The following is an 18,394-nucleotide window of genomic DNA, read 5'->3' on the forward strand; positions in this document are numbered from 1 at the left end:
AGTTATCTAGCTACGTTATGGTAGTTACGATACCTTAAAGTGCCTCCCTAGCTTTAAGCTCTATCGCCTAGCATTAAATAACTCAATGGGAGTACAATAGAGTAGTGTGTTAAGCGTAAAAGCTACCATAACTTACCCGAAGGGAGCGTAGACATTACTTAAAAGTCTACCGTTACCTTATTTTAAGAGAGTAGATACCTTATCTACTTAACCTAAACCAAAAAAGGATGTGTTAAAATGGTATTTGTGCTCAATAAAGACAAAACTCCACTTAATCCTTGTCATAACGGTAAGGCTAAGTGGTTATTAGATAATAATTATGCTGTAGTGCATAAGATACAACCTTTTACAATCAGACTTAAAAAGAAAGTTACTAATCCTAATTTGAAGGACTATACACTTAAAATTGACCCTGGGAGTAAAACAACAGGGTTAGCTATCAATAACGGCAGTCAAGTAGCGTTTTTAGCTAATTTGCATCATCGAGCTGATACTATTAAGCAAAACTTACAAACCCATAGAGAACATAGGCGGTTTAGACGCTCTCAATTGAAGTATAGAGAAAAACGTTTTGATAATCGTAAGCGGGGAGATAACTGGTTACCACCGAGTGTTGATTCTATAGTTAATAACATTAAAACCTGGGTGCAGCGGTTAAAGAAGTTATGTCCTATTAGCAAAGTAGTAGTTGAAATGGTAAGATTTGATACCCAGAAAATGCAAAATCCTGAGATCGAAGGTATAGAGTATCAGCAAGGCACATTACGAAGGTTACAATGTAAGAGAATATTTACTTTATAAGCACAATCACACTTGCCAATACTGTGGGGGCGAAAGTGGTGATCCAGTTTTGGAAGTTGAGCATAAAATTCCTAGCTCACGTGGCGGTACAGATAGTATCAAAAACCTTACTCTATCATGCAAGACTTGTAATCAGGATAAAGATAATCGAACACTTAAAGAATGGTTACAGGACTTAAAAGAGCAGGATTTCCGCAAAAAGCTACCTAAAGTTCGCTACAAAAATGTAAAGCAGATACTTGAAAGTAAAGTAGATATTTCACTTAAAGATGCAGGTAGAGTCAATAGTTATCGTTATAAGTTGTTAGATCAGCTTAAAAGCATTTGTAGCAATATTGAAACATCAACTGGTGCTAAGACTAAGTATAACCGCAATCAAGTAGCTGAATTAGAGAAAACTCATTATTTTGATGCGTTATGTGTTGGGACTGCTAAGCAAGAATATAGTTTTCAAAAAGGGTTTAAAGTGTTAAGTATTAAAGCAACAGGTCGAGGTACAAGACAGCGTACTTTGCTTGATAAGTATGGGTTTCCAAGAGCTTATCGTTCACGTAATAAGTATGTAGATAACTTTAAAACAGGCGATTTAGTTAAAGCAGTAATTCCTAAAGGTAAAAACAAGGGAGTTTACTTTGCTAGAGTATCTACTCGCAAAAGTGGTTACTTTAGGTTAGATTGTTTTAATGGCAGTAAAGTTGATGGAGTAAATAGTAAATATTTAAACTTACTACAACGAGGAGCTGGTTATAGCTATAGTTTTGAAGATATAGCTTAAAGTCAGAACCGTCGCCATTCCTCTCCTCAATAAATTAAGGAGTCTCCTGGCGACATTTTCATGATTATATTATTAGCCATGAGTAAATACTCATGGCTTTTTTAATTATCTGGAGTTTTTTTAAGAAATGGTGGTAAAGAAGAAAAATATTTCAATAATGTGCAGGCATATATTTGATTTTATAGAAAATAATCAACAAATAACTTAATCATCTTTTTCTAAAAAGTCGTAGATCTTTCGTGCAGATTTGTCCTTTAATAGATAATTAGTTTCATTTAACATCTGTTGTTTATTAACAGGTTTATTGCCTAGCCAATCAATGAATTTGGTTAAAAGATTAGTATTATCTTTGTTCATTATGGTTCCTCCTTGGTTATTGATTTTTAATTTGTTATTAGGATAACCCTATATGTGATCTGTTATTATAGTAAAATAAATTGGAGGCACAAGAATGTTAAATGCAATTACGGGCCGAAAAGAAAATTTATATAGTCTGTTTAAAAAAGAATTAAAACAGGCCCAGGAAGTAAAAATAATTGTAGCCTTTTTAAAAGAATCAGGAGTTAAATTAATTGTTGATGATTTAAAGAAGCAGGCATTAAAAAATGGTGCTGAGATAAAGATTATAACTGGCAAATACCTTAATATTACTGAACCTTCTGCTCTGTATTTACTTAAAGATAAATTGGGAGATATGGTTGATCTGAGATTTTATGATAAAGATTCCATTTCTTTTCATCCGAAAGCCTACTTTTTGAAGAAGGAAGAAGAAAAAGTCTTATTTATTGGGTCATCCAATATCTCTGCTTCAGCCTTTACCAATGGAGTAGAGTGGAATTATCGAATGATAGATGAGGTTGATGAGGTAGCTTATGAAAGATTTGAACAGGAATTTGACCGTATTTTTGCCGAAGAGTCTACTGTGATTGATGAAGAAGAACTTAGAAATTATGCCAGCAGCTGGAGTAAACCCCAGGTAGAGATAGTAGAAGAGAAAGAAGAACCGGAAAGACCGGAACCACGGGGTGCTCAGATTGAAGCGCTGCATGAATTGAAGCTGGCCCGGAAGGAAGGAGTCAAAAAGGGGCTGGTAGTGGCAGCTACAGGAGTAGGGAAGACATATTTAGTTGCTTTTGATTCAATAAAGTTTGATAAAGTTCTGTTTGTAGCCCATCGGGAGGAAATTTTGCGGCAGACAAAGAAGACTTATGAAAGCATAGAACCTGAGTTGGAAGTAACCTTCTTTACTGGTGAAGAAAAGGATGCTAGTGGTGATATAGTTTTAGCCAGTGTCCAGAAGCTGCGTAGAGAAGAGTATCTGGCAGAAGATCACTTTCTTCCGGATGAGTTTGACTATATTGTAGTTGATGAGTTTCACCACGCGGGAGCTGACAGTTATCTGAAAGTGCTTGATTACTTTGAACCGGAGTTTCTGCTGGGTAAGAAGGATTTGGAGAAGAAGCTTTCTACTCATAAGCGGGCTGATTTAATTTTAAGGAATTACCGGAATTTAGCCGGTCAGCGGACGTTGGGTTTCTGTGCTTCTATCAATCATGCCCGCTATATGGCGGAGTATTTTAATGAGAATAACATTAGAGCAGTCTGTGTCCACAGCTCAAGTGATCAGAGAGAGTACTTTATGGAACGAAAAGAAGCAGTGGAGAAGCTAGAAGCCGGGGATATTGATGTTATTTTTGCTGTGGATATCTTCAATGAAGGAGTTGATATTCCAGCCCTGGATACAGTATTATTTCTTCGGCCCACTGAATCCTATGTGGTCTTCCTCCAGCAGTTAGGCCGAGGATTGCGGGAGTATAAGGAGAAAGAGTATTTGAAGGTGCTTGATTTTATTGGCAATTACAAAAGAGCTCATTATGTTCCATTTCTTTTAGCTGGAGAGAATCCAATGAAGAAAGATAAGCAAGATTTAAAGAAAATAGATGATTTTGATTATCCCAATGGCTGCCAAATTTCCTTTGATTTTGAAGTTATTGATCTCTTCAATGAGATACAGAAGCATGATTCATTCCGGGACCGAATGGAAGAGGAGTACTATAGGTTAAAGAAGTATTTAGGTCGGCGGCCGCTGCGGAAGGATATTCAGGAAGGAGTCGATATTGATACAAAGGAGTATATGCGCCGTACTTATCACGGAGAAAAAGGGTATTTGCGATTTTTAGCCAGTATTGATGAATTGAAAGAAGGAGAAGAAGAGTGGCTGGATATAATAGTGGAGAAATTTTTATATAGATTAGAAAGGACAAGTATGAATAAATCTTATAAAATACCTACTCTTTTAGCTTTATTGGAAGACGGCAAACTGCAGCCAGAAGTTGATATTGAAGAGGTAGGGGAAAGCTTTATGAATTATTATTATAATTATAAGTTACACCAGAAGGATTTAAATAACAAGAAGCATGAAGGCTGGGAAGAATGGAGTAGAGAAGAGTTTAAAAAGGCAGCATTAGAAAATCCAGTTCATTTCTTAACTAAGGGGAGAGAAAGTAAGTTCTTTTCCTATGATGAAATCAATGAACAGTTTAGATTGAGTGAAGATTTAGTTCCTTATTTAAATGAAGATTTAGCAGAACACTTCAAAGATATTTTAGAATATAGAAGTAGAAGATATTTCAGCCGCAGGTTTAAGGAGGAAGGATAAATGAAAGAGTATGATAAATTGATTCGCGATAGGATTCCAGAGATTATTAAAGAGGACGGTAAAGAGTATGAAGTTGAAGTAATGGAGAAGGAAGAGTATAAGGAGTATCTGAAAGAGAAGCTGCTGGAAGAAGCCAAAGAATATATAGAGTCAGAAGAAGTAGAGGAATTGGCTGATGTGTTGGAAGTGATAAAGACAATTGCAGAGGTTAAAGAGATTGGGTTTGAAGAGATAGAGGAGATGAGACAGAAGAAGGCGGATAAACGGGGTAGGTTTAAGGAGAGATTGAAGTTATTGAGGGTTTATGATTGACCTACTTCCTGTTCATTCCCAACACCATAAGTTAGGATTCAAGATTATTTTTTTAATTAAAATTCATATAAAGAAAATATTTTGTTTGAAGGTGAAAAATGTTATAAAGTTTACAGCTTTTTTGGTCAATATGCAGGTATATATTTGAAATTATAGAAGGTAATTAATGTGATTCTAAAATAATTTATTAATTTTATTTTTTTAAAGGATAATTAGTTATAATATATAACCATGGTCAATAAATGGTTTCTATTTTTATAAAGGGAGAGGTAGTATGAATATGAAAAACTCAGGAAATGATGTAGTTTATATTCCTGATTATTTAAAAAATAAATCTATACCTAAAAATAATGAAAATCCTTTATGTAGAATATCTAAAACTTATGAACTTAATCATTTTATAGATTTAACATTAGATATATTAAAAACAGTTTATAAAAAAGAAAAAACTTTATTTTGGAATTTGGTAAAACAGATAGCTTTTTATGGAGTTAGATTTAAAAATAAGTTATCAAAATATAATTATGTTCATTCTAATGATATATCAGTTTTATATACAAAACAAAGAGATGAGTTTATTGATTATAATATGTTGGATAATTATGTTTTTAAAAATCAGTTAGTATCTTTTGGATTGATTAAAATACAAGATATGGATGGGGTTTCATTAGAAGCTATTGAAAATATAAAGCCAAAGGATATAAAGGTAGATTTAATAAAGCAATTTATTAAAGAGCAAGGATTTGAGTTAGTTACTCCAGAAGAATATTGTAATTATACTTATAAAATAAGTAACAAGAGTAAAATAAGGAACGAGGTTAGGGAAAATAGAAAACAATTAAATTTTAATCTTTCATTTGATTCAGATATTAAAACATTATATGATGAAATAAATTGTTATAAGGAAAATAATTTTGATATCGAAGATAGACTTTATTTTATTCAATTATTAATGAAAAAATTAAAAGAAGTAGATGTAAATAGATTAATAAAAAATATTATTTTAAATAAAAATGGAGATTTATTATTAAATGAAATTAAAGATTACTTGTCTGTGGTAGGTATTAATATTTCTGTTAAAGAATTACAAAATAATATAAAACAACTTTTGAAAAAAAGTTCAAAATTTAATTTAATTGATTTTAATGAAAAGACAGCAATTATATTAAGTGATTATATAAAAGATTTATTAAATGATGGACCATTATGTTTAGTTGATTTAAAAATGAAATTAGAGTTGGAGGATAATTGGTATTTTTGTTTGTTTTCAGCATTAAAAAAAATAAATAATATTGGGCTTAATAAAAAAAGAAAAATTTGTTTAACAAATAATTTAAATGCTCGCATTCGATTTTGTATTAATTCAGCTTTAACTAAAATTAAAAGACTTAAAAATAAAAAAATAGATAATTTAATAAAAAATCTTTTCATAAATTTGGAAACTCCTTTACTACTAAAAGAAATAAAAAAATATTTGATGTTTTTAAATATAGATTTATCGTTAGAAGAAATTGATGAATTGTTAAGAAATAATGCAGATTTTAAGTTAATTGATGTAAATAAATGGAGTTTAGATTCATGGGATGAATATCCTGAATTTAATGAAGAATTCAAGTCTACTTGGGAACAAATTTTATCTAGTTTTCCTGAAGAAAATAGGGAACGAGATATAGATATATTAAATAAGAGAATATTTAGTAATGATTATACTTTAGAAAAGTTAGGAGAAGAACATAGTATAAGTAGGCAGAGAGTTAGGCAGTTAGAAGAAAGTGGAATGAGAAAATTAGTTCATTATACAAGAATTAAATATATAAAACCTTTTTTAAGTTTAATTGAAAACTTATTCATTGATAGAATAATAATATCTTATAATGAATTTGATGAACTAAGAAAAAAATATTTTTTATCACTAAATATAAATGAAGTAATTAATTTCTTTAATACAATGTTAAAAAGTGAGAAGAAGGGAGTTAGTTTTTCTAATATAATATCAGAAGTTGAATATAAGTTAAGAAATATTGAGGATAAATTTATAAGTAAAAGACCATTAAAGAATATACTAGGTTTAATTAATAAAATTATAAATGAGTATTTTGAAAATAATGAAGTTAAATATGAAAAATTATCAAAATTATTGCGAAGAAATGGTATTAAAGATAAGAAAGTTATTGATGAATTATTAAAGGTAAATAACGATACTTTAAAAATTGAAAATATGGTCTATTTTATAAATAATGCAGGAAAAGATGATAAATGTGCTCTTATTTTAAAAGAGTTTTTTTCTAATGGAGTTAATATATCTAAAAAAAATGATGAAATTAAAGCATTATTAAATAAGTATTTTCCTTTAGATTTTAAAGAAAGTAGTAATAGAAGTATAACTGGAAATATACAAAGGAGTAATAAAATAATCAATTGGGGTAGAGGGGATTATATTCATATAGATAATGTTCATGTTATAAAAGATGATTTAATACAAGTGAAAAATTGGTTAAAAGAAAGATTAAATAGTGATTTGATTGAGATTTGGGCCAATGCTGCTTACAGGGAGTTTAAGCAATATCTAAAAGATTTAGGTATTCCTAATCAACATGCCTTATATTCTCTTTTAGAATTTTATTTTGGAGATGAATTTCATTTTTATAAATCACCGAGGATACTCCCGTTATCAAGTAAAGGGACAGAACCTAAACAAAATTCGGATGTTATTGAGGAATATTTATTAAATGTAGGAAGGAAAGTGTCAAAAGGAGAATTAAAGAAATATTTTATAGAAGAAATGGGATGGGAAGATTATACCTTAAGTAATCATTTATCTCAGGCTGGTAATGTGATTGAATGTAACGATGGAATATATGTACATAGAGAGTATTTACAAATTGATATAGAAAAATTAAATCAAATTGCTGATGATTTGGATAATATTTTAGAACAGAATAATTCTATTATATCTGTTTCTTTGATTTATGATAATAAACGAGTTACAGTTATGTCAGCAAATATAAGTAGTGAGAAAGAATTATATAATTATTTAGAGACTATTCATTCTGATAGATTTTCATTTCCATTTTATCCAGTAATTGCTACCAAAAATTATAGTTCAATTCAGAGTAAGAAAGATATTTTTGAAGAATACTTTTCAAAATGTAATACCAGTATTTTTTATAATGAATTGAAAAATAAATTTAAAAAATTAGGTTTTGAATTAAGAGAAATATACTATGGAGTTAGTCGTAGTGAAGATATTATTCCTTTAAAAAAGGGACATGAGTATATATATAAGGATAAATTAGCTTTAACTGAGGAGAAAAAGAAGTATTTGCAAGATTTAGTATTAGAGTTATTAGATGCTTCACAAAGACATTACATTAGTATTTCACGGACTATCTTAAATAATAAAAATCGAAGCAAATTACCTAATTTGGGTAATAGCGTTAGTTGGAGAGAAGACTTATTAGTTTATTTCTTATCAAACATGAATAAATTTTTATTGTTGGGGACTAAAGATTATGTAGTTATGAAAAAAAATAATAAATTAGAGATAAAAGATGATAGTGATTTTATAGCTTATATTTTGAAAAATAAATTTAATGGTGCTACTAAGCTTAAAAAGATAGAAAATTTTTTATCAAGGATTAATTTTATTTCTCATGATTTAGCAAAATCACATACAGAAGAGGTATCTTTATATGAAATTGATAATGGGGAAATTATTCATAAAGATTTGTTGGATAGAAAGTAGGGGTATTAATGCTTAAAGACTTAAATTTAAAGTCGGTGTATGATAGTTCTGAATGTAATTTAATTACAAAATTATTTATTCCCTTATTATCTGAATCATTTTTATACAAAAGAGGGGTTGGTTATTTTACTTCTGGATGGTTGAGATTAGCGGCTAAGGGCTTAGATAGATTAGCGGAAAACGGTGGTAAAGTAAAGTTGGTTACATCACCACATTTAGAAACAAATGATTGGAAATCATTTGTTCGAGGAAATAAAGCGCAAAAAGATGATTTATTGTATAAATCTTTAAGAAAAAAAGTTAGTAATTTAGGAGATAGTTTAGCTCAAAATACTTTGACAGCTTTAGCTTGGTTGATAGCTGATGGGATTTTAGAAGTAAAGTTTGCTATTCCTAACAATAATCTAGGAGATTTTCATGATAAATTTGCTATTTTTGAAGATTATCATGGAGATAAAGTAGCTATTCATGGATCATATAATGATTCTATTAAAGGTAATTTGAATGGTGAAAGCTTTTCAGTTTTTAAATCATGGGTTAAGGGACAGAGTAATTATGTAGAACATCATATTGATAGATTTGAGAATATATATAGTGACCAAAATGATTTTTTTCAAATTTATAATATGCCACAAGCTATTAGAAATGAAATAGTTAAATTAAGAAAAAATAAAAATCGTCCTTATAACCTTCCGGATAATCATAATTTAATAAAAAAACGTGGTATTGAGATTCCTAAAAAAATAAATTTATATCCTTTTCAAAAAGAGGCGTTAAAAAAATGGTTTGATAATGAATGTCATGGAATATTTGAAATGGCTACTGGAACTGGTAAAACTATTACTTCTTTGTCTTGTGCTGTTAAATTGTTTAAAAAAGTTAAACAATTAATTACTATTATCGCTGTGCCTTTTGATCATTTAGTTGACCAATGGAAGGAAGATGTAATTAATTTTGGATTTAATCCTATATTGTGTAGAGGAAGTTATAGAAATTGGCTTGGTAAATTACAATCTAAGCTTAGAGACTATGAAATGGGGTTTCGAAATAGCTTGTGCATTATAGTAACTCATAAGACTGCTGCTTCCGATAGATTTATCAAATTAGTAAACGATTGCAAAGAGGATATATTATTTATTGGTGATGAAATGCATTATTTAGGAGCTGAAAACTTAAGAAAGTCATTGAGGCAGAACTATAATTATCGGTTAGGATTATCTGCTACTCCTGATCGATGGTTTGATGAAGAAGGGACAGAATATATCAAAGAATATTTTGGTCAAATAGCGAAACGCTATTCTTTAAGAGAGGCAATTAATAATGGTTTTTTAACTCCTTATCAATATATTCCTCATATTGTTGAATTAAATGATAATGAATTAGAGGAGTATAATGAGTTAACTCATAAAATAGTTAAAGTAAGAAATTCTGTAAATGATGAAGATAATGAAGTTTTAACTAGATTATTAGTTAAAAGAGCTGATATTATTGCTAAAGCTAAAAACAAAAAGCGAGTCTTAAAGGAATTGTTAGAAAAGCAAATACTTAATAAAGGAAAAGAAAGTCTTTCTCATACTATAGTATATTGTGGTAGGGGAGAACATAAAGAAGTTTTGAAGTTGTTATCTAATTTAGGTATTCAAGCTCATGAATTTGTACATACTGTACCTACTAAAGAGAGACAGCGAATTTTAGATTATTTTGATGAAGGAGATATTCAAATCTTAGTGGCAATGAAGTGCCTTGATGAAGGAGTAAATATCCCCGCTACGAAAGAGGCGTTTTTTTTAGCTAGCACTAGTAATCCACGAGAGTTTGTACAGCGTAGAGGAAGAATCTTAAGAAGGTATTCTGGTAAACATGAAGCATTGGTTCATGATTTTATTGTTTTACCTCAGACTGATAAATTAGACCATTTATCAGAAGATATGTTAAAAGATTATAAATCAATAGTAAAAAAAGAAATGCCCAGATTTGCTGAATTTTCTTTAGAAGCTAAAAATACTTTTCAAGCAAGAGATAAAATATATTCTATTTTAAAAAGGCTTAACTTGTTACATTTATTCGATAAAAAACCTTGGGAAGTATACGAAGAATATGATTTATAAAAGTGGAGGGAGATTAATGGAAGAAGAGATTCATCAAAGAGTTGTAGATAAAATTAATGAATTACCAATTACTGAGAGAGAATTAGCATTAAGAGCTTTGGAATTATCATTTCGAACTAATTCTTCTACTGTAGCTGAAAAATTATTTAGTGAAATAAATGAGATTATGGATAAGGAGGAATAAAAGTTGAAAATAAAAGATATAGAACTCTGTAATTTCAAGCAATATTATGGAAAACAAAATATTGAATTTGCAGGTTATGATACAGATAGCTCCGAAAATGTAACAGTAGTTTATGGAGAGAATGGAAGAGGAAAAACTAGTTTATATAGAGCACTTATGTTTGCATTATATGGTGATAAGTTTTTAGACCAAGATAAGAATTTGCAAGGTTCTAGAAATAAAGATTTAAACCCTGATTTATATATAGTTAATATCAATGCTTTAAAAGAAGATTTTGAGGCAGAAAATGATGGAGTAGAAGCATATGTAAAGGTTAATTTTATTAATGATAATATTGAATATTCATTATACAGAAGTATGTTTGGGATTCAAAATAGTCAAGATGAAATTTTTGAAGAGGATGGTAAAGTAAAACTAACTGTTAAAAATGAAGATGGAAATACTAAAGTAATAGAAGATAAGGAAAAAATTGAACAAAAAGTTAATTCTATCTTAGATGGTAGAGTAAAGAGTTATTTTCTATTTGATGGTGAAAGGATTGAGCGATTAACGAAGGCTACTAAGGAACAAAAAGAAGAAGTGGCTGGAGGAATAAAAAATTTGTTGAAAATTGATGAATTAAATTGTTCTATTGATGCTTTGGAAAAGTTGAAAAAAAAGATTAGAAAAGAATTGAAAAAGATTTCGACAGGAGATTATAGAAAGTCAATTGAAAAATTAGATAAATTGGATAATAAAAAAGAAACTTTAGAGAAAGATTTGGATAGTTTATCAGAAGAATTAAAGTATGCCAGGAAACAAGAGAAAGATATAGAGAATGAATTAGCAAAATTTGATGAATATAAAGATTTGATTTACGAAAGAAAGTCATTAAAGAAAAGAAAAGATGAATTAACTAATGACCGAGAGGAATTATCAGATAAAATTCGAAATTTTAATAATAAAGCTATTATGTTGTTAGCCGATGATATATTGGAGAACGTTTTTGCTGATATTAATAATAAAGATATTAGTGGAATTGATATTAAAGTTAAGAAAAAAGTAGTAGATAGAATTTTAAATCAGATGAAATGTATTTGTGGTACTAATTTAAATTTAGATAGTAAGGAGCATAAAGCTTTAAAGGAATGGGCTAATGAGCCAGAAGAAAATGTAGTTGATGATAGGATAATGGATTTTCGAGATGAGTTAATTAAAGCACGGGAATATATTTCTAATAATAAAGATAACTGTGATGAGTTATTAGGTAGCTTTTCTAAATTAGATGGTAGTATAGAAGAAATAAATTCACGTTTAGAACAATTAGATGCTGAAATTGATGATGTTTCCGATGAAGAATTTGAAGAAAAAAAAGAATATAGAAAAAAATTAATTAAAGATATAAGTAACTTTGAACAGGAGATAGAAAATAAAGAGAAAAAAATATCTGAAGTAGAAAATAAAATTCAACAAGCAGAGAATAAAAGAAAGAATCTTGAAAAACAGCAGAATATTAAAAACGAATTTAGTAAGAAGTTAGAATTAACTGAAAATACTTTAGCTAAATTAGAAAAGATAAAGAACCTCTTTATTTCAGAGGTTAAAGACGATTTAGAAGAAGAAGCTACCGCAATATTTAAAAGATTGATTGACTCTGCTACTAAAGATACATTTAAAAGAATTATTGTTAATGATGATTATAGTTTAGAAATTCTTGATTGGAATAACCGGCCCTTTTTAGCTAATATTTCAGCTGGACAGCGTCAAGTAATGTCGTTAGCTTTTATAACTGCTTTGGCTAAAATTGCAGGAGGTAAGGATATATTAGAGGTGCCATTATTTATGGATACACCTTTTGGGAGGCTTTCAGGAAATCATAGAGATAATTTATTAAAAGAGATTCCTGAATTATCACCACAATGGATTTTGTTAGCTACTGATACTGAGTTTACTAGGGTAGAAGCTGAGGAATTACGTAAGTCAGGCAACTGGGGGAAAGTTTATAAATTAGAATTAATAGAGGATGGTTATACAAAACTAAAAGAAGTTAGTGTAAATCAATTTAAACCTAAAAGATAAATATTTTTTATTAGTAGGAGGAAAAATATGAGATTACAGGGAGATATAAGAGTTCAAATAGAAGAAAAATATAATGATATTTATAAAGATTTAACTCAAGATAATGGTATAAGAAAGCCAGTTTTTGATAGTTATGGTAGGGTATTTGTTTTGTGTTCTTGTTTAGGATTTGAATATAATAAAAAAATACCTTTAGATAAATCTAAAAAATTATTTTGGACAGATAGTTTAAATAATTATAATCATGCTATTACAATTTTATTTTCTATTGCTATGTTAAATAAAGGAGAGGTTAATTATAAGATATTATCTAATGATGAAAAAATAATTAAGATAACAGAAAAATATGCTAATGGCGGAATGAAAGTATTAATTGATGAAGTATTAGAGCCATATATTAAAGAAGATGATGAAAAATTTTATTTAGATTATAGTAATTCTTCGTTTTTAGAAAAAGAAGTTTTAAGTTTTATAAGATATGAAATGAAATCTTCGCCTTTTGATTAGAATTTTTAAGGGTTTAAGAGTTATTCTTAAACTCTTTTTTTATTTTGGATTATTGATCACTTGAAATCATTTTGATATAATTTTATTAGTTAGTTTATTTATTAGTTAAGCTAGGAGTGAATTATAGTGGTAAATATTCTTTTATTAGAACCAGATTACAAAAATAAATATCCGCCATTAGGATTAATGAAGATTTCTTCTTATCATAAAGAAAAAGGTGATAGTGTAACATTTGCTAAAGGTCAGTTAAGAGATGATGAAAAAGAAAATGATAATTGGGATAGAATTTATATTACTACTTTATTTACTTTTGAATGGGATAAGACAATTGAAACTATTGAATATGCGAAATCCTTAATAGAAGATAAGGATAATATTTTTATCGGAGGAATTTTGGCAACACTTAAACCTAATGAAATTGAAGATAAAACTGGAATAAAACCAATTACACATCGACTTGATAATGATAATGAGGAAGCGAAGAGACTAATTGGTTATGATAATGACCATATAATTGATAATTGTACACCTGATTATGAGATATTAGATGATATTGAATACGAATATCCTTATAATGATGCATACTTTGCTTATATGACTCGTGGATGTGGCATGAATTGTGAATTTTGTGCAGTACAAACACTTGAACCTGAATATGTTCCTTTTATTTCAATTAAAGAACAGATAAAGAAGATTAATCAACAACACGGGCCCAAAAGAAACTTGTTATTAATGGATAATAATGTTTTAAGGTCTCCAAAATTTAATGATATAGTAGAAGAAATTAAAGAATTAGGTTTTGCAAGGGGAGCTACATATACATATGAAAATGATAAAGGTAAAGTTATAACTCAAAAGAGATATGTAGACTTTAATCAGGGGTTAGATGCAAATCTTTTAACTGAAGAAAAAGCTAAAAAATTAAGTGAGTTAGCAATTAGACCAGCAAGAATAGCATTTGACCATATTGAAGATAGAGATAAATATGAAAGAGCAATTAGAAGATGTGCTAAATATGGAATTAAGTATTTTTCTAATTATATGTTATATAATGCAGATGATTTTCAAGGAAAAGGAAGTCAATATAAAGCAGATTCACCAGAAGATTTATATAAAAGATTAAAAATAACTATGGAATTACAGAATGATATTAATAAAGATAAAACAGAAGACAAGAAAGTTAAAATCTATTCTTTTCCTATGAAGTATATACCTCTAGAAGATACAGACCGTAGTTATATAGGACCCAAATGGAATGCAAAATTTTTAAGAGCAATACAAGTGATGTTACTACCTTGCAGTGGTGTAGGTGGAGTGAGTGAAGAATTTTTTAGAAAAGCTTTTGGAGAGGATTTAAAAGAATATAAACTAAATTTAAGAATGCCTGAAAGTATATTAATGAGTAGAGGCAAATTTCTTCAAAGAGATGATGAATCTGAAAATGAATTGGAGAAAAGGTTGAATGAAGACCGTGGAGCATTAGTAAAAAGCAAATATTATAAAAAATGGAAAAGATTATATAAGAGCATGAAAAATGAAGATAAGTTATTAGAGGTAATTGGAGATAATAAATTTGAAGCTGATGGTTATTTTGAAATTGAAAATAATAAGATTAAAAAAATATATTTACATTATTTAAGCAAATCTAGATTTTTAACATTATTAAATAAGTTAGTTAGTAATAATTTAGAAAAGGATATAAATTTAGTCTTTGATTATGTTACGGATGAATTTCCATTTTATATTGAAAGAATTGCAAAATATATTCATGATAAACGAATTTCACATAGGAAACTTAGAGGATATATAAAAGTTTTTGGAAAGTTTGGAGTCAAACTCATTTTGAAAAATTGGGTTAAAAATGATTTAGAAAATAAATATTTATTAAGTAGATTAGAAAAAGCTATGATGCATATTGGACAAGAGTTTATTAATATTAGCAAATTACGTGCGATGAAACGTTATATAGATTCTGGTTGTCTAAATAAATCAGAAATTGCATTAGTGAAAACATATATTAAGGATTTAAATGAAGAAGGCATAACTAGAATATTAAAAGATTATTTTAGTGATTTTAAAAGACAATTAAAATTTAATAATAGAGATGAACCTGGCTTCGAAAAAATCGAGAAGAAAATAGAAGTTTTGACTGCAGAACTTGGAGAACAGTTGTCGTTATTTTAGCTTAAGGAGGAAGGGATAATAGTGTTAGATGATATTATTATAGGAAAACATACATTGGAATCATTAACTGCTGGTATGTACTCTGATGCTAAAGTGATTTATAGAGAGTATATTCAAAATAGTGTTGATGCAATAGATGAAGCAATTAATTCAGGAATAACTGATAAATGTGAGGCTAAGATTGATATTGAAATAAATAAGAATAATTCTAAAATCACGATAAAAGATAATGGAACGGGAATTTCTAGTAAAAATGCTGTTAAAAAATTATTAGATATAGGAAATTCAACTAAAAATCCTGAAAGTACAATAGGATTTAGAGGTATAGGTAGGTTAGCTGGATTAAGTTATTGTCAAAAGTTAAAGTTTGTTACTTCGTATAAAGGTGAAGATAAGAAAACTATAGTGTCGTTTGATGCTAATAAATTAGAGAAACTTTTAATTCCAGGAGAATATACTGATTATGATTTATTAACGGTAATTAAAGAAGTAACTAAATCTAAAAAACACAATGAAAAAACAGACAAACATTATTTTAAAGTTATCTTAGAAGAGGTAAATAATATTGACCATATTTTGGATTATAATAGAATAAAAAACTATTTATCTCAAGTTGCTCCAATACCTTTTGATGAACAAAAGTTTCCTTGGGCAAAAGATATTAAGAATAAATTAGATTTGAAAGGCATTTTGCTTGATGAATATAATGTAATTTTAAGCGATGGAAATAAAAAAGAAAAGCTGTTTAAATTAAATTCAAATGAATTTGTTGCGGATATTAGAAAGAAAATATCTGATAATATTAAAGATGTTGAAATAAAGTTTATTGAAGATGACTTTAATAACTTAATAGCTTTTTTATGGTACACTAAATCTAATTTTTATGGAACTATGGTTGATAGAAAAAAGAAAGGAATAAGGTTAAGAAAGGGAAATATTCAAATTGGAGATAGAAGTACATTGAATAAAATATTTAAAGAAGATAGATTTAATGGTTGGTTCCAAGGAGAAGTACATGTTTTTAATGAAAATCTTATTCCAAATGCTCGTAGAGATGATTTTGAAAAAAATTTAGATTATACACAATTGATTAGCCAATTAAAGGAAATTGGAAATAGTCTTTCTAAAGACATAAGAAAGATGTCTAAAGAACGAAATAATTTAAAGAAAAAGAAGCAATTATATAAGAAGTTTGATTATTTGAATGATAAGATAGAAAAAGTAAGTGACTTTAAAATTTTAGATTTAGTTGATGATTTAAGTCAAAAGGAAAAAGAAGTTTTGAATAAAGTATTTAAGATAGTTGATGATAATTATGAACAAGAAAAAGTAGATGAATTTGTAAAAAATATAGTTGAAAATTTTTAGATTCACCAAAGAAATAATAAAATATATTTTACTGAAGCTCGGCTATAATTGAGTTTAGCTTTTTACTTTTTTATATAAATTTTCACTAGCGTTGCATCGAATTTTTAGTTAAAACTACCTTTGCAAAAAGAAAACTCCTTTGATTAAATGGAAGAGCACCTCACACAGCACAAATCCATAAATCAAAGGAGCCAAAATTTATGAATAATTGTACCATGCTTTTAAACAAATTACTAGAGGTAATTGATATAAACTTTTTGGATAAAGTGGTAGATAAATATAATGCTGACTATAAGGTTCATAAACTTACAACTAAAGTCCATCTATTATATCTACTCTACTTTCATTTAACTGAGAAAAAGAGTCTAGCAGATTTTGTAGTCAATCTAAAAGTTGATTCAAATTTAAAAAAGGAATTACCTCAAATTAGTGTTTCTCAGCTGTCTCGTAAAAATGAGAATAGAAGCTATCAAATTTTTGCTGATATTTTTTCTCATTTATTTGATAAACTTAAGAACAAACAGGGCTTTAAAGAAACTATAAAAGATATCGGATCAATAAAAATAATTGATTCCTCTATTATTAGTTTATGCTTATCTCTTTTTGCTTGGGCTAAATTTAGAAAAAGTAAAGGTGGAATTAAACTCCATACCTTATATGATGCAGAAAGTGGAGCACCAGAAAATATAATTGTTACTAATGCTATAGTTCATGATAAAGAGATATTCGATAACTTAACTTTTGATTCTGGTTGTACTTATATCTTCAATAGAGCCTATATAGATTATCAAAAATTCGATTACTTTATTGAGAATGATATTTATTTTGTGACTAGAACTAAGTCTAATACTAAAATTGAAGTTGTTAGAACTTTAGAGCCTACTAAAGATGATAAAAAAGCTAACATTTTACTTGATGCTGATGTTATTTTAGGTTCTACAGATAAAAGAATGAAGCATGAATTACGGTTAATCAAAGTTAAAACTATTGACCGTCAAGGTAATGAAAAAGAAATTAAAATTATAACTAATCGTTTTGATTTACCAGCTCATCAAATAGCTCAGCTATATAAAGAACGCTGGGAAATAGAACTATTCTTTAAATGGATCAAACAGCATCTTAAGATTAAGAGATTCTTTGGCCATAATAAGAATGCTGTTTTAATTCAAATTTACAGTGCAGTAATTTTATATCTACTCTTGAAACTAATCAAGAAGAAAGCAAAGTTTAACGGTAGCCTGCTTAATTTAACTAGAAGAATTAAATACTCTATTTTAACAATTGTTCCAGATGCGTTTAACTGGAAAGACTGGTGTTATAGTTTTAGTTAAAAAATATTCTTGATAATTTCTTGGATTAGCATGACTATTTACCGAAATAATTACCATATATCCGATTAAAATGCTTTAATGGTAAATTGAATTAAAACATTTTAGACTTAAATTACATAAATGCTTTAAAACAAAAATCAATTTAATTTTTGTTTCTGGATATTCGATTTAGTACTAGAATAATCATTGTTGGTTTTTAACAATGCAACGATAGTGATAAATTTTGTATAAGTAATTATTGTTTAGTTTATGGACTTTTCAGCAATATAAGATTAGCAAAATGTAATTTGGAAAACATAGATAAAAATCAAATAGGGGAACTAAATTTATTAATTGTTATTCATTTTCTGATTACCTATTCC

13 protein-coding genes are annotated in these 18,394 nt (G+C 28.2%); 12 read left to right on the top strand and 1 reads right to left on the bottom strand.

Annotated elements, in window-relative coordinates:
* Positions 1-237 precede the first annotated feature (237 nt).
* Positions 238-801, top strand: coding sequence for an RNA-guided endonuclease IscB (gene iscB / locus acear_RS12665; RefSeq protein WP_049772646.1), 564 nt, complete (start codon positions 238-240; stop codon positions 799-801).
* A 49-nt stretch (positions 802-850) separates the two neighbouring features.
* A complete protein-coding gene (locus tag acear_RS12670) occupies positions 851-1,576 on the top strand; it encodes an HNH endonuclease (RefSeq protein WP_049772647.1) in 726 nt (241 codons plus the stop codon).
* A 204-nt stretch (positions 1,577-1,780) separates the two neighbouring features.
* Here the strand turns inward: acear_RS12670 and acear_RS12525 are convergent, their stop codons facing one another.
* On the bottom strand, positions 1,781-1,933 hold the full coding sequence (locus tag acear_RS12525; protein ID WP_013277630.1) for a hypothetical protein: 153 nt from the start codon (positions 1,931-1,933) through the stop codon (positions 1,781-1,783).
* A gap of 94 nt (positions 1,934-2,027) precedes the next feature.
* On the opposite strand from acear_RS12525, the gene acear_RS03440 reads away from it, so the two are divergent.
* The 10 genes from acear_RS03440 to acear_RS03480 all read left to right on the top strand — a co-directional run bounded on the left by acear_RS03440 (position 2,028) and on the right by acear_RS03480 (position 18,032).
* The gene (locus tag acear_RS03440; RefSeq protein WP_013277631.1) at positions 2,028-4,235 is read left to right on the top strand and encodes a DEAD/DEAH box helicase family protein; all 2,208 of its coding nucleotides are present in this window, start codon (positions 2,028-2,030) and stop codon (positions 4,233-4,235) included.
* Positions 4,236-4,547 (top strand): nucleoside triphosphate pyrophosphohydrolase, encoded by a 312-nt coding sequence (locus acear_RS03445; protein ID WP_013277632.1) that lies wholly within the window; start codon positions 4,236-4,238, stop codon positions 4,545-4,547.
* Between the two features lie 274 nt (positions 4,548-4,821).
* The gene (locus tag acear_RS03450) at positions 4,822-8,292 is read left to right on the top strand and encodes a sigma factor-like helix-turn-helix DNA-binding protein (protein ID WP_041667247.1); all 3,471 of its coding nucleotides are present in this window, start codon (positions 4,822-4,824) and stop codon (positions 8,290-8,292) included.
* A gap of 8 nt (positions 8,293-8,300) precedes the next feature.
* On the top strand, positions 8,301-10,400 hold the full coding sequence (locus tag acear_RS03455) for a DEAD/DEAH box helicase family protein (RefSeq protein ID WP_013277634.1): 2,100 nt from the start codon (positions 8,301-8,303) through the stop codon (positions 10,398-10,400).
* Positions 10,401-10,416: 16 nt separating this feature from the next.
* Positions 10,417-10,584 (top strand): hypothetical protein, encoded by a 168-nt coding sequence (locus tag acear_RS12530; protein ID WP_013277635.1) that lies wholly within the window; start codon positions 10,417-10,419, stop codon positions 10,582-10,584.
* 3 nt (positions 10,585-10,587) lie between these two features.
* Complete coding sequence (locus acear_RS03460; protein WP_013277636.1) at positions 10,588-12,642, top strand: AAA family ATPase; 2,055 nt, start codon at positions 10,588-10,590, stop codon at positions 12,640-12,642.
* A 27-nt stretch (positions 12,643-12,669) separates the two neighbouring features.
* The gene (locus acear_RS03465; protein WP_013277637.1) at positions 12,670-13,149 is read left to right on the top strand and encodes a hypothetical protein; all 480 of its coding nucleotides are present in this window, start codon (positions 12,670-12,672) and stop codon (positions 13,147-13,149) included.
* A gap of 126 nt (positions 13,150-13,275) precedes the next feature.
* Entirely contained in the window at positions 13,276-15,333 is a 2,058-nt protein-coding gene (locus tag acear_RS12065; protein WP_013277638.1) for a radical SAM protein, read from the top strand.
* Between the two features lie 21 nt (positions 15,334-15,354).
* On the top strand, positions 15,355-16,701 hold the full coding sequence (locus acear_RS03475) for an ATP-binding protein (RefSeq protein ID WP_013277639.1): 1,347 nt from the start codon (positions 15,355-15,357) through the stop codon (positions 16,699-16,701).
* 200 nt (positions 16,702-16,901) lie between these two features.
* Positions 16,902-18,032 (top strand): IS4 family transposase, encoded by a 1,131-nt coding sequence (locus tag acear_RS03480; RefSeq protein WP_013277640.1) that lies wholly within the window; start codon positions 16,902-16,904, stop codon positions 18,030-18,032.
* Positions 18,033-18,394: the final 362 nt, after the last annotated feature.

Source organism: Acetohalobium arabaticum DSM 5501 (assembly GCF_000144695.1).
Taxonomy (GTDB): domain Bacteria; phylum Bacillota; class Halanaerobiia; order Halobacteroidales; family Acetohalobiaceae; genus Acetohalobium; species Acetohalobium arabaticum.